The organism is Paenibacillus sp. B01 (assembly GCF_009649995.1).
Taxonomy (GTDB): domain Bacteria; phylum Bacillota; class Bacilli; order Paenibacillales; family Paenibacillaceae; genus Paenibacillus_O; species Paenibacillus_O pasadenensis.
The window spans coordinates 4,871,772-4,884,790 of sequence record NZ_CP045802.1; the positions used below are offsets into that span (position 1 = coordinate 4,871,772).

Sequence of the window (13,019 nt, forward strand, 5' to 3'; positions counted from 1 at the left end):
AGGGCGAAAAATAGTCTGCGAAGCTTTTCCGCCGCCACATGATGTACGAATCTCCCTGAAGAAAAGCTTACCTCGGCCGGCTTCCGCCGCCTTCGGGCCGCAGCCGGTTTTTGCACCTGGACCTAGGGCGGGGTTGCAGACACGCTCTACGGCGGGCTACTCCTCCAGCCGCGGGCCTTCGAATCGGCGGATCGCCTCGCGCGCATGGTCGGGAATCGGCGTCGGCCGTCCGCCGGCCGTGTCGATCAGGACGATCGCGCCCCGGCCGCCGGCCTTGAGCTTGCCGTCCACCGTCAGCGCATACTGGATGTCGATCGACGAGCGGCCAAGCCGCGCCGTCTTGACATGCAGGCGCAGCGCGTCCTTGAGGTAGATCTGATCCAGGTACTGGCACTCCAGATCGGCGACGACGGATACGGCCTTTTGACTGAATAAATCTTCCGTCAGTTCCAAATTCTCGAAGTACTCGATCCTTCCCTGCTCGAAGTACATGAAATAGCTCACATTATTGACATGCCCCAGCATGTCCGTCTCGCAATAGCGGATCTTCAGCGGAATCGAGAAGGAAAACGAGTCCAGCCAAGCCTGCCGGTCCTCTCCCATGAATGCGCCCTTGCTCATGATGCAGGTCTCCTTTGCTCCCGTCGGCGGCTGCCGATCGGGCTTGTCATCAAGCAGGATAGCATGCCGCCTGCGCCGGGCACAACCGCGCCGCCGGTCCGGCTCCTCCGCAGGCAACGAAAAAGCGCCGCGGCCGCCAGATGAAGGCGGTCGTCGGACGCTTCCCGACTCTGGCGGAGGTCCTATCGAAGGAAGGCTCCGCCCGATCCGTTCCAAGCTAGAGATCCCCGGTCAGGCTCCGCCAAGGAAGGCCTTCACTCCGACGTCGAGCTTGGCTCAGGCCCGGAGCTGCCGGCGCCGCGAAGCGCCATCCGCTCCGCCGCGAAGTCGACGAGCTCCCGCATCGGCATGAGCCGGGCGAGGCAGTCTCCGATCGTCAGGCGGCGCGCCTGCGGATGCGACGCCTCGAACGCCTCGCCGATCGCCTCGAAGTCGCTGTCGTCATAGGCGAGCTCCTCGTACTCGACCCAGCGGCGCTCGCCCTGGACGAGCATCGGCGCGCCTTGGCGATTCATCCTTTTGCCCGGCCAATCGGCCCGATGCTCCGCCAGATGAAGCGACGTGCTGTTGACATGGCCGACGCCGAGCAGCAGCACATGAGCTCCATGCTCATAAAGGCGGCCAAGCGGCGAAGGCTCGCCAAGCGGAGGAACGAGCGGATGCTCCAAGGCGATCGCCTCGGCGAGCGGTCCGCGGGCGGCAAAGCTCACCTGCGGATGCGCGCTGCGCCGCGCGCCATCGCGGCGCCGGAACGCCTCGACGACCGCTCCCATCGCCCGCGTCGGCGTCAGATCCGGGCGGAACGGCGGCATCTCCGCGCGGATGACCGGCCACCACGATTCCGGCACCGGCGGCCGGCTCCAGGCCGACGGCTCGGACAGATCCGCCGTCTGGGTCGGCATGACGATCGTGCCGGACGCCCCGGCCGCCTCCTCCAGCGCCTCGACGACAGCCTGGCTGCCGCCGGGAATCCACCGTCCGAACGACTTCATCGACGAGTGCACGAGCAGCGTCATGCCCTCCTTGACGCCCAGCTCCTTCAGGCCGAGCGCGATCGCCTGCTTCGTCAGCGGCGGATGCGCGTAGATGTCCATTTCTTTCTTCCCCTTTCCGATACCGACAGCATATCCGATCGGCGCCTGCGCGGCTAGGGGCGAAAACGGCTGAAGCCGTTCCCGGCCGGCTTTCAGAAAATGACGCTGCCGGGCGGTGCGTGAGGCGCGGCAAACGGGAAACAGCCCGCGCGCGGCGGGCTGCAAAAGCGGAAGGGCTGCGGCTGCAAGCTGCCTGCCGAGCAGGCTAGGAGAGCTCCGCCCAGCGCGGCCACATCTCGGCCGGGTTGAGCTCGTAGATCTCCTTCTCGCGGAACAGGTACTGCTGCATGATGAACTCGCGCCTCAGCGTGGCGAAGTCCGGATGGAACTCGCGGATGAACGCGTTGATGTCCTTCTCCGGATACTTGCGTCCCGGCTCCAGCTTCTGCGCCAGATGCTCCAGGACGACGAGCTTTTTCTTCAGCTGGGCCGGGATGTTCTTCAGACTGCCTTCCCGATCGAAAAAGCTGCGCAGCACGCCGCTTCGGTACTTCTCCAGCTCTTCGCGGCGCGCCTGCTCTTCGAATTCTCTTTGTTCGTCCATGTCCGTCTCCTCTCTCCTCGCGCCTGCGCGCGACCGGAGGATCAGCTCCATCGCCGCGTCCGCTCCATCGCGCAGGAAGTATTCGTTCAGCGAAAAGTAAATCGCATTCTTCTCCCGCCGCTCCCCGACGAGCCCGGCTTCCCGGAGCTTGGCGGCATGATGGGTGATCGTCGCCGGCGCGAGCGACAGCCGCTCGGCCAGTTCCAGGCCGTTGCGCTCTCCGTCCGCCAGCAGGATCAGCATGCGGATGCGGGTCGGATCGGCAAGCGCCTTATGATAGGCGACGACTTTTTCCAGCTGCATGACGATTCCTCATTTCGATTAGATATTAATCTAATTAGATATTAATCGAATGTATACTCCGCGTCAAGCGGAACAGTTGCGGACAGGCCCGGGGGGAGAGCAGAATAGAAGGAACGGCTGCGTTGGCTCGCGATGCGGGCTAGCCGCGGACGCGCGTCTGATGCTAGGCACAGCGGCGTAGAAGCCTGGTAGGCTTGAAGAACGAAAGGTCGTGGAGCATGGATTGGTCCAGCAAGATGAACGAAGCGGTCGAGTGCCTCGAGAGCGGCCTCCGCGGAGAGGTTTCCTATGCCGAGGCGGCGCGCCGGGCGGGCTGCCCGGCCTATCATTTTCAGCGGATGTTCTCCTATCTCGCGGGCATGACGCTCGCGGATTACGTGCGCAGGCGCAGGCTGACGCTCGCGGCGGCCGACCTTCAGGCGGAAGGAGGCAAGGTGATCGACATCGCGCTGCGCTACGGCTACGAGTCGCCGGAAGCATTCGCCCGAGCGTTCCGCCAGCAGCACGGCCTCTCGCCTTCCGAGGCGCGGCGGCCCGGAGCGCGTCTGCTGGCCTTCCCTCGCCTCGCCTTTCGATTCGAAGCTCAGGGAGGATCTGACATGAATTATCGGATGGAGAAGCTGCCCGCGTTCCGCGCGATCGGGATGGGCACGAGCGTGCAGATGAGCGAGGCCTTTTCGGAGGTGCCGCAGCTGTGGCAGAAAGCCGCCGCGGAAGGAGCGTTCGCGCGCTTCCTCGAGCTGGGAGAGCCGGGCGGGCGGCCGCCGGGCATCCTCGGCATCTGCGCCGGCGGCAGCTGGGGCGAGGGGGAGCGCTTCGACTACATCCTCGGCTGCGTCTCTCGCGAGGCCTTGCCGGAGGGCTGGCGCGAGCTGGAGTTTCCCGCCTCGCTGTGGGCGGTGTTCGAGGCGGCCGGACCGCCGGAGGCGCTGCAGGAAGTCTGGAGCCGCTTTTACCGCGAATGGGTGCCCTCCGCCGGCTACGAGCTGGCGGGTCTGCCTGCGGTGGAGGCGTATCTCCCGCCGGAGGAGAACCGCAACGAGCTGTGGATCCCGGTCGTGAGCCGGACTTGAGCTAGCGGCGGCCCGGCTGGAGGAGGCTCGCTTCCGCAGGCGCAGTGTACGAGGAAAGAAGAGGACGCCGTTCACAGCGGCCGGCGCCTCTTCTCCCCCGACAAAGGAGGGATCCGCATTAGCGGCAAGCACCGATTCGATTCGAAAAGCCGGCGCGTCCGCATAGCCGGCGCGAGCAGGGCCGCGCTGCGCCTGCTGCTCCATCTCGCCGCGGCGAGCCTGCTGCTCTCCGTGCCGTTCGCCGACCGGGGGGAAATGCCCGGCCCGGTGTTCGGCATGTTGCTGCTGCTGGCGGCCGCCGCTTATCTGCTCTGGACGCTGCTGCTCAGCCTGGCCGCCGGCATCGACTGGCGCGCATTCGCTGCGCCGGACGCTTCGGAGAGCGAACGACACCATCCATTCAAGCATCGCGACTAACTCGGGGGGAATGTAGATATGACTCAGCAAGCCTTTTTGTTCGACATGGACGGCGTCATCATCGACAGTGAGCCGCTGCACTTCGCCGTCGACATCGAAACGGTCCGCGCGCTCGGCGCGGAAATCGACCAGCACGGGCTGGAGCCTTACGTCGGCATGACCAATCCGGAAATGTGGAAGCGGCTGCGGGCTCAGTTCGGCTTCGAGCCTTCCATCGCCGAAATCATCGAGCTCCAGATGAACCGCAAGCTGGAGGCGCTGGCCGCCAGCGGCCTGACCGCGATGGACGGCATCGCGGAGCTGATCGACGCCTTGCTCGCCGCTGGCGTGCGGATCGGCGTCGCCTCGTCCTCGCCGCGCGTCTTCATCGAGGCGGTGCTCGGCCAGTTCGGCCTGCTGGACAAATTCGGCTGCATCGTCAGCGGCGAGGAAGTGCCGATGGGCAAGCCCGCGCCGGATGTGTACCGGGAAGCGGCTCGTCAGCTGGGCGTGTCGCCGGACGCCTGCGTCGTGCTGGAGGATTCGCGCAACGGAGTCCGCGCCGCCAAGGCGGCGGGCATGCGCGCGATCGGACTGCGCAACCCGAACTCCGGCCAGCAGGATCTGTCCGAGGCCGACTGGATCGTCGGCTCGATCGCCGACATCCCGCTCGCGGAGCTGGGGCTAGGGCTGGCGCAGCCTTAGACGATCTGTGAATTGAAAAAGGCTGTTCCTTCCGTCCGACGGACGGGGAACAGCCTTTTCCAATCAGGGCGGCTGCAATCGAGCCGCCCGAGAGGCGTCTGCGCCAGCGGCGCTTCCTGGCGCTGTCTTGCCGCTAGAGTGCAATTTCCGGATGGACGGCCGCCGAAATGCCCCGGCGCGCGGACGATCCTCTAGCTTCCGCGCAGCAGCCGCAGCTCCTGCGCCGCGTGCACGGCCTGCAGCCGCGAGGCGACGCCGAGCTTGGCGTACAGCCGCGACAGGTAGACGCGGACGGTGCCGGGCGTCAAGCCGAGGCTGTCCGCGATCTCGCGGTTGGCGGCGCCGTCCGCCAGATGGCGGAGCAGGATCAGCTCCTGCTCCGTCAGCGGCTCCGCCAGCGGCGCAGCAGCCTCCAGCACGCGCGGCGGGGCGTAATCGAACGCGCCCAGCAGCCGCTCGACATAAGCGCTCCGCGGCTCGCTGCCGCTGGGCGGCCCGTCAGCGCGGGCCCGGAACGCGGCAAGCAGCTTGCGCATCGGCGCGCCTTCGGCGACGAACAGCCTGACGTAGCCGTTCGCCTCCCCGATGGCCAGCGCCTGTCCGATTGCCCGCAGCGCCTCCGTCTGGCGGCCTCTGCCCTGCTCCGCGAGCGCCCGCAGCGCAGCGGTCTCCGCCAGTCCCGATACAAGCCCCTCGCGCCGCTGCAGCCGCTCCAAGGCGTCCAGCAGGCGCAGCGCCCGCTCCAGCCTGCGCTGGCTCAGCAGCAGGCGGACCAGCGTCATAAGCTCGAACTCGCGATGGTAAGCCGGCGGCTCCTTGCCGGGAAGGCCGAGCGAGGCGAGCGCCTTCCCGGCCGCCGCAGGCTGCCCGGCCTGCAGCAGCAGCCGGGCTCTCGCCGCGATGAGGCCCGCCTGCCACTGGGGCTCCAGCGCCGCCTCCAGCCGCTCGGCGGCAAGCAGCTCATTCAAGGCGGCGTCGAGCTTGCCGTCGGCGGCATCGAGCTGGGCCTGCAGGATGGCCGCGGGCACCGCCAGGCCGGCTGTCAGGCGCGCGGACCGGTCCTGCTGCACGCCTGCGAGCAGCGTCCGGCACTCCTCCAGCCGATTCCACTCGAAGTAGCCTTCAGCCAGCGCAAGCCTCACGTACAGGCTCACCAGGCTGCCGCCCCAACCGCCTTCATCCAGCATCCCGGCGAACTGGCGGCCGATCGCCTCCGTATCGGGACTCAGCACGCCCTTCATTCCGATGTCCGCGCGCCTTACCTGAGGCTCCGAGCGGTTGAAGTCGACGTTGAAATACATCCCCTCCGCCGGCAGCAGCTCCCTGCCCGCGCGGTCCGCCAGCTGCTGCCACAGCTCGAAGCGTCCGCCGAAGAAGATGCGGTTGGACTCGACGAACAGCAGCCCGCTGCTCAGCCGGCTCCGCTCTTGGCCCGGCTCAAGGCGCTCGGCGATGCGCCGCGCTCCCGCCATCGCCGCCCCGGCAGCCTCGAAGCTCCCGCCGACAGCCAGCAGATAGGCCTGCAGCAGCTGCTGCTCGGCGGTCAGCTCGCGCAGCTCCGCCAGCCGCTCCAGCAGGCCGAGCAGGCTGCGCCCCTCCCCCTGCCGCAGCGCCTGCGCGGCAAAGGCATCGAGCTTGTCCGAGCTCCACTTGCCGTCGCCGGCGCTCAGCGCGCAGCCGATCGCCTCCGCAGCCAGCCCCCGCCGATCGAGCTCCAGGGCGCAGCGCTGCAGCGCGTCCCGGCGGCTGAAGTCGGACAGCTCCGGCCGCCTCAGCAGGAAGCCGCGGAACAGCGCATGGTAGCGATGCCATCCATCCGCTCCGGACGGCAGCAGGAACAGGCTGTCGCGCCGCACGCGGCCGAGCAGCGCCTCCGCCTCCTCCCGGCCGCATCCTGCCGCGGCCGCAGCCAGCTCCGAGTCGATCCGCTCCGGCAGCGCCGAACGGAGCAGGAACTGCTTCAGCTCATCCGGCAAGCGGCCGTAGGCTTCCTCCATAAGGAACGCCGCCAGCTCCTCCCCGCCCGCTTCGAGGCCGAGCGATGCCGCGCCGGACAGTCCCGACAGCTGGAGGCCGGCCGCCCATCCTTCCGTCGCCTGATGCAGGCGGAGCTGCTGGGCCGGAGTGAACGTGCCGGGAAACGCCGCGTCCAGGTACGCGCCCGCCTCGTCCTCGGTGAAAGCGATTTCCGCCGCCGACAGGTCGAGCCGCTTGCCTTCGGCCGCCCATCTGGAGCCGCCGACGCGCGGAGCCGAGCGCCCTGCCGCTACGACGGCGACGCCTGGCGGCAAGTAGCGGAGCCAGTAGCCGAGCGGCTCCAGGATGCCCGCATCCCGGATGAGATGGATGTCGTCCAGCACCAGGACGATCCGGCCCCCGGCCTCCGCCAGCTCGCCGATGAGGGCGTCCAGAAAAGCCGAAACGGACAAGGATGGCAACGCCGAGCTGAGCGGAAGGCTGCGTCGCAGCGAATTCGGCGGCAGCGCCTGCGAAAGAGCGAACGCGACCAGACGCCAGAAGCGCGGAGCGTCGTCATCCGCCTCGTCGAGCGACAGCCAGGCGACAGGGCGGCCGGCCTGCTCCGCCCACTGGCGGAGCAGCGTCGTCTTGCCGTAGCCGGCGGGGGCGCAGACGGTCACGAGCCGGCAGGAGGCGCCTTGCTCCAGCATCCGGATCAGCCGGGGGCGGGCCGTCAGTCCGGCGAGTCCGCCTTGCGGCTTCGTTATTTTGGCGAGCGGAGGCCGCCAGCCTGTTTGAACATCCATGAGAACCTCCTGAACGGATTTCTTTTCCTTCTTACATCGCCATTCCGCGCCGCTCCTGTTAACCCCCGTCAATCGCCGTCCTGCCGGCGGCCGGCTCGAATGGAGCGTCAGATCGAGGAGGGAGCTGCACCTATGACGATGAAATCATGGACGGGATTCGCCGCGGCGGCGCTGCTGGGCGGCCTCATCCTGATGGTCGCGGCCGGAGCTGACGGCTGGCGGCCGGCGGCCGGCGGCCAGCGGCTCGTTCACGATCAACGTGGCGGCGGGGCTTCAGCTTCATTGAGCCGGAAAGCGAAACGGGACGAAGCGGAGGCGGCCTCTGCTTCGTCCCGCTATCGGGGCACATCTTGGAGCGATGATAATGCGCAGTGCCGAGCTGTCTCGTCACGAACCCGGCTCAAGCATGCTGTTTCTTGAGGAAGAACATCTCCTTCTCCACCTGCATGATCTTATGATCCTGGAATTCCACATTTCCACGGAGGGGAATGATCTCGCTCAGTAGCTTCTCGTCTGCGGCAATATTCTCCAGATGGTAGGCATCCACCTTTTCGTGGAGCGAAAAGACCTGTCCGTTCAGCGTCGCCACCTGGGTCTGAAGCGAATCGACGTCTTCTTCAAGTCGACCCAGCCGCTGGTCCACGTCGTCCAGACGCTGCTCGACCGCTCCCAGACGCTGGTCCACGCCGTCCAGACGCTGCTCGACCGCCCCCAGACGCTGATCCACATCGTCCAGACGCTGCTCGACCGCTCCAAGCCGCTGGTCCACGTCGTCCAGACGCTGCTCGACCGCTCCAAGCCGCTGCTCGACCGCCTCCAAACGCTCGTCCATCTTATCCAAGCGCTGATCCATCTTGTCCAACCGTTCGTCGATTCGATCGAAGCGGCCGTTCATTCCCTCCAGCGTCGACATGATCCGCTCCAGCATCTGCTCCATCGCTCTGCCCTCCCGAATGCTTGACTTAGTCCAGTATACCCTGCGAACGGGAAAATGCCTAGTCGCATTTCGAACATTTGTTCCCTTTTTGAATGAGGCAATTCGAGCTATTTCGCCGGGGCTCCCGTCCAGCGCAGCCCTTTCGGGAAATGATTCTTGAGCTGCCCGTCCGCCAGCTTGCCCCAGCCGATCGGATAGCCGGAAGCGAGCACGAGCTGCCAGCCCTTCGCTCCGCCGCCCGCGATCGCTTCGCCTCGCAGGTAGGCCGCCAGCTCCGCCGAGCCGAGCGGCAGGTCGGCGGCATGCCGCGCCTGGCTCGGCCGGAGCGCCAGCGCCAGCGCGTGGGACGGCTCGAAGCGGTTCTTCTTGAGCGTGCCGAGATGCAAGCCCGGCCGCAGCACCTTCAGCCCCGCAAGCTCCGGCATGCCCTCCGGCAGCGCGTACAGCTGGTCGCCGAACAGGAGCATCCTCCCTTGCGGCTGCTCCGCGAGCGACTCTTCGGCGAAGCGCAGAAAAGGCTCCGGCAGCTTGTCCCGCCGCAGGCCCGTCTCCAGCTTCAGCTTGGCGCCGCCCGCAGGCGCCTCCTCCGCCTTGCGCAGCACCGCGGCGTAGTGGCCCTCGCCGCGCGTCCGATGCGGCCAGATGCGCACCGTATGCTCCAGTCCCGGCGCGGGGTCGGCGGTCCAGTCGGGCCGGCCGCTCCCGAAGCCGTCCTGCCGCTGCGCGGCCGCGACGGAGAACTCCGGATGCTCCCGCAGGAAGCGGCTTATGGCGCCTTCATTTTCCTCCGGAGCGAACGTGCAGGTGGAGTAGACGAGCGTGCCGCCGGGACGCAGCATGAGCGCCGCATGGCGCAGGATGTCTTCCTGCCGCGCCGCGCATAGCCGCACATGGTCCGGGCTCCACTGCGCGCAGGCGTCCGGGTCCTTGCGGAACATGCCCTCGCCGGAGCACGGAGCGTCCACCACGATCCGGTCGAAAAAGGCCGGGAAACGAGGCGACAGCCGATCCGGCAGCTCGCTCGTCACGACCGCATGCGGGACGCCCATGCGCTCCACGTTCTGCGACAGGATCTTCGCCCGCGCCGGATGCGGCTCGTTGGCGACGAGCAGCCCCTCGCCCCGCATCAGCTGGGCCAGATGCGTCGTCTTGCCGCCGGGCGCGGCGCATAGATCGAGCACGCGCTCGCCCGGCTGCGGAGCGGCCAGCTCGGCGACGGCCATCGCGCTCGGCTCCTGAATGTAATAGAGGCCCGCCTCATGCCACGGATGCCGGCCGGGACGGTCCTCTTCGCCATCATAATAGAAGCCTGCCGGAGCCCACGGCACCGGCTCCAGCCGGAACGGCTGGACGGCGAGGAAGTCCTCGGCCGAAAGCTTGAGCGTATTGACGCGCAGCGCCTGCGCCCGCGGCTGCTCGTAGCTGCGGCGGAACGCCTCGTATTCGTCTTGCAGCAGGTCCTTCATGCGCGATTCGAAGGAAGCCGGAAGTTTCATCTTCGTTCACCTCGGGGTCGATGCCTGGCGGCGAGCCGCCGGAAAAAACTACGACCCATTCTACCGGGCGAGCCCCTTCGGCGCAAGGCCGGAGCGCCGCGAGGCCGCCGCAGCCGCGCGAGGCCGGAGCGGTCCGAAGGCGGGAAGCGGGGCGAGCGCCGCCGTCCCGCGCCTCAAGGCCGCTTGGGCTGGACCGCCTGCATCGCCTGGAGCATCGCGTGGAAATGAGCGACGTAGGCCGCAGCCGAGAAGCGCTCGCGGATATGGCGCTCGCCTTGGACGCGGATGCTCTCCCGATAGGCGACGTCCTGCATGAGGCGATAAGCGCCGGCCGCAGCCGCGCCGATGTCGCCGAGCGGGTACAGCTCCCCCGTCTGGCCCGGCGAGATGAAGCGCGTCACCCCGCCGGAGTCGGTCGCCAGCACCGGGCAGCGGCAGAGCAGCGCCTCCGCGACCGCGTAGCCGAAGCCTTCGCGGATCGAGCAGGAGACGAGCAGCCCGCCCGAATCGCCGATCAGGCTAAGATAATCAGCCATCTGCGAATGCGGCACGTTGGAGCGCAGCGTCAGACGCCCCGCGACGGGGGAGATGCGGCGCCACTGCTCGAACGACTGGCGCTCGGCTGGATCGTACAGGCTCGCATCCTCGAACATCCACAGCGCCAGCTGCGGGAAAGCGGGCACGAGCGCTTCCGCGATCGACGCGAGCTCGCGCCAGTTTTTGTTGGGCTCGATCCGTCCGATCCAGCCGAGGATCGGGTACGGCACGACCGGGAAGCGCGAGTAGCCGAAGCTGTCCGTGTCGAGCGGATCGTCGAAGCAGAACTGCGGCAGCTCCGGATAAGCGCCGCCGAACATCGCCTGCAGATGGCCCGTCACGGGGTACAAAAGGCCGTCCGCGCAAAAGCGCAGCACGCTGCCGTAGTCGCGCAGGAATTCCTCGGCCTGCTGCGGCGTGCCGAGCCCTTGGACCTCGAACACGAGGCGTCCGGCGTAGCCGCTGAGCCGGATCTGCTCCAGCAGGACGACATGCGAGCAGACGACGATCATGTCGTAGCCCTCCCGGCGGATCAGCTCCAGGATGTCTGCCGTTTCGCGGTAGACGAGCACGGTCGCGCCGGGGGCGTTCTGCAGGCCGCTCCCTTCGTTCGTGTACAGGACGTGGCAGTCGACGCCGCTTGCGGCGAGCGCCCGGGAGCGGATGCGGTTGAGCGTCTCCATGCCCCCGCTCGGCGTCGAGAAGACGAGCAGCAGCTTCATCGCCCTTCGTCTCCGCAGGGGCGGAGCGTATTCGCGAGCTGGTGGACCATCAGGCCCGCACCTCCAGTCGTAAAAACAGGTTGCTGCCAGTATATGCTCGGCTCCGCGCCGCCCGTGCGGGATAGGCGAGGCGAGAGGGAGGGAGGGCGTGACGGAAACGGCTTGAGGAGCTCGTTTTCCGAGCTGCGGCGATTCCCAGTGTATTTTCACCCCTGAGGAGCTCATTCTCCCGGCTGCGGCGATTCTACTACAAGGCTCCGTCGGCCGGCGGGGGCTGCGACCGTACGGAAACTAAAAAAGGCGGCCGGATGCTAGATCCGCCGCCGCTCCTTCACGACCGCGCCGGGATGCACGATCAGCTCCTCCGTATATTCGACCGCTCCGATCTCGCAGCCGTCGCCCACCGTCACGCTGCCTCCGCGCACGGTGTGCGCGCGGGTATGCTCCAGCCGGACGACAGCCCCCTCGATGTGATGGGCGGATAGGCGGGCCTGCCGCGAAGGCCGGAAAAAGATCCCGAACAGCCGCGTCCACCAGGCCGGGCGGCTGACCTCAATCCGGTCTCCGACCAGCTCGCCGACGGACGAGTCGCCGTACAGCTGCAGCTCGATGCTGCCGGCGTCCAGCCGGCCCGGCACGGCGGCCTTGCCGCGCAAATGAATGTCCGAAGCGTCGCAGCTCATCGCCTGCAGCTCTCCGCTGAGGCGCAGGCGGTCGACATGCAGCCGCTCCTGCACCGTAATCGAGCCCGTGCCGATCAGCTCGCGGACCGAAGCGGCGTCGCGGGAAGCCAGCTCGCCGGTCAGCCGCAGGCGGCCGATCGACAGTCCCTCTGCGGAGATCGTGCCGGTGATGCTGGCCTTGAGCGCGTTCAGCTCGCCGTGCACGCGCATCGTGCCGGTCACGGCCAGCTGCACGCAGTCGAGGCTCCCGTGCACGACGGCGTCGCCGAGCACGCGCGCCTTCTCATAGCTGCCGCCGCCAGTCGCGCCTGTCCCTGTCAGAGACAGGCGGCGCGGCTCGTCATGAGTTTTCGCCGCCATGCGGCACTCCCCCTCTCGATCAGGTCAGTCGGGCTTCGCTGTCGACGCGCGCATCCGCATGCCGCTCGAATTGCTCCGTGTACTCGACCCGGCCGATCTCGCAGCCCGGACCGATCCGCACCCTGACCCCGCGCACGAGGCTCGCCGTCACATGCTCCAAGACGATCTCCTCGCCCTCGATCGTCTGCGCCAGCAGCCGGTTCTGGATGGCGGGCAGCGGCAGCAGCTTCTGCCAGCCGTGCAGGTCGCTGCTCGAGGCCTTGGTCTGGATGAAGCGGGCCGACAGCTCGCGGATGCTGCTGCCGCCCTGAAGCTCCAGCCGGATCTCGTCGCCGTTCAGCGCGTCAAGCTGAAGCTTGCCGTGCGACAGCAGGCGGCCGATTCGGCACGGTCCGTGCACCGTGAGGCTGCCGTTGACCGCCGCCTCGTCCGCTTCCAGCGATTCCTCTACCGTCAGCTTGCCCTCCACGCGGCATTTCTTCGTCCTCAATCCGCCGTGAATGCCCGCCAGACCGTTGATCTCCGCGTGCTCCGCCTGCACCGAGCCCTTGAACGTCGCCTGACCGTTCACGATGACCGCTCCGCTGTCGAGGTCGCCCGTCACCTTGCCCATGCCGTCGATGATCGTGCGCTCCGCCCTGCCGCCCTCCACCGTGCCGATGCCCGCCAGCCGAATCTCCCTGCCCGTATCGCTGTTCATAAGACCATTCTCCCTTCAAATAGACTGATATGGACTCAGCTTATCACGCTGTCCGCAGCCGGGCATCGGCCCGCAGGCGGAGC

The 13,019-nt window shown here is 67.5% G+C and carries 13 protein-coding genes; 4 read left to right on the plus strand and 9 right to left on the minus strand.

Annotation, left to right across the window (positions count from 1 at the left end; all coding sequences use genetic code 11):
- Positions 1–156 precede the first annotated feature (156 nt).
- The 3 genes from GE073_RS20920 to GE073_RS20930 form a co-directional block, all read right to left on the minus strand.
- Positions 157–621 (minus strand): acyl-CoA thioesterase, encoded by a 465-nt coding sequence (locus tag GE073_RS20920; protein WP_101808154.1) that lies wholly within the window; start codon positions 619–621, stop codon positions 157–159.
- Between the two features lie 254 nt (positions 622–875).
- The gene (locus GE073_RS20925; protein ID WP_101808155.1) at positions 876–1,715 is read right to left on the minus strand and encodes an AAC(3) family N-acetyltransferase; all 840 of its coding nucleotides are present in this window, start codon (positions 1,713–1,715) and stop codon (positions 876–878) included.
- A gap of 205 nt (positions 1,716–1,920) precedes the next feature.
- Positions 1,921–2,562, minus strand: coding sequence for a DUF2087 domain-containing protein (locus tag GE073_RS20930; protein ID WP_153784236.1), 642 nt, complete (start codon positions 2,560–2,562; stop codon positions 1,921–1,923).
- A 194-nt stretch (positions 2,563–2,756) separates the two neighbouring features.
- Here GE073_RS20930 and GE073_RS20935 point away from each other — a divergent pair, with 194 nt between their 5' ends.
- The 3 genes from GE073_RS20935 (at position 2,757) to GE073_RS20945 (ending at position 4,736) form a co-directional block, all read left to right on the plus strand.
- Complete coding sequence (locus GE073_RS20935; RefSeq protein WP_228551690.1) at positions 2,757–3,635, plus strand: AraC family transcriptional regulator; 879 nt, start codon at positions 2,757–2,759, stop codon at positions 3,633–3,635.
- 267 nt (positions 3,636–3,902) lie between these two features.
- Positions 3,903–4,052, plus strand: a complete 150-nt coding sequence (locus GE073_RS20940; RefSeq protein ID WP_153784237.1) for a hypothetical protein — start codon at positions 3,903–3,905, stop codon at positions 4,050–4,052.
- A gap of 18 nt (positions 4,053–4,070) precedes the next feature.
- Positions 4,071–4,736, plus strand: coding sequence for an HAD family hydrolase (locus tag GE073_RS20945; protein ID WP_101808158.1), 666 nt, complete (start codon positions 4,071–4,073; stop codon positions 4,734–4,736).
- A 191-nt stretch (positions 4,737–4,927) separates the two neighbouring features.
- Here GE073_RS20945 and GE073_RS20950 read toward each other — a convergent pair whose 3' ends face one another.
- Positions 4,928–7,501, minus strand: coding sequence for a winged helix-turn-helix domain-containing protein (locus tag GE073_RS20950; RefSeq protein WP_153784238.1), 2,574 nt, complete (start codon positions 7,499–7,501; stop codon positions 4,928–4,930).
- A 132-nt stretch (positions 7,502–7,633) separates the two neighbouring features.
- Here GE073_RS20950 and GE073_RS25610 point away from each other — a divergent pair, with 132 nt between their 5' ends.
- Positions 7,634–7,921 carry a hypothetical protein gene (locus GE073_RS25610; RefSeq protein ID WP_153784239.1) on the plus strand — a complete coding sequence of 96 codons (288 nt, stop codon included), beginning with the start codon at positions 7,634–7,636 and terminating at the stop codon, positions 7,919–7,921.
- Here the strand turns inward: GE073_RS25610 and GE073_RS20960 are convergent.
- From GE073_RS20960 to GE073_RS20980, 5 genes are all read right to left on the minus strand, one after another.
- Positions 7,902–8,438: a hypothetical protein gene (locus GE073_RS20960; RefSeq protein WP_153784240.1), complete on the minus strand. Its 537-nt coding sequence runs from the start codon at positions 8,436–8,438 to the stop codon at positions 7,902–7,904. The genes GE073_RS25610 and GE073_RS20960 overlap by 20 nt on opposite strands.
- A gap of 107 nt (positions 8,439–8,545) precedes the next feature.
- A complete protein-coding gene (locus tag GE073_RS20965; protein ID WP_153784241.1) occupies positions 8,546–9,934 on the minus strand; it encodes an RsmF rRNA methyltransferase first C-terminal domain-containing protein in 1,389 nt (462 codons plus the stop codon).
- 173 nt (positions 9,935–10,107) lie between these two features.
- On the minus strand, positions 10,108–11,193 hold the full coding sequence (locus GE073_RS20970; protein WP_194843432.1) for a glycosyltransferase family 4 protein: 1,086 nt from the start codon (positions 11,191–11,193) through the stop codon (positions 10,108–10,110).
- 311 nt (positions 11,194–11,504) lie between these two features.
- Positions 11,505–12,236 (minus strand): hypothetical protein, encoded by a 732-nt coding sequence (locus GE073_RS20975; RefSeq protein ID WP_101808163.1) that lies wholly within the window; start codon positions 12,234–12,236, stop codon positions 11,505–11,507.
- Positions 12,237–12,255: 19 nt separating this feature from the next.
- A complete protein-coding gene (locus GE073_RS20980) occupies positions 12,256–12,936 on the minus strand; it encodes a bactofilin family protein (protein WP_153784243.1) in 681 nt (226 codons plus the stop codon).
- Between the last annotated feature and the right edge of the window lie 83 nt (positions 12,937–13,019).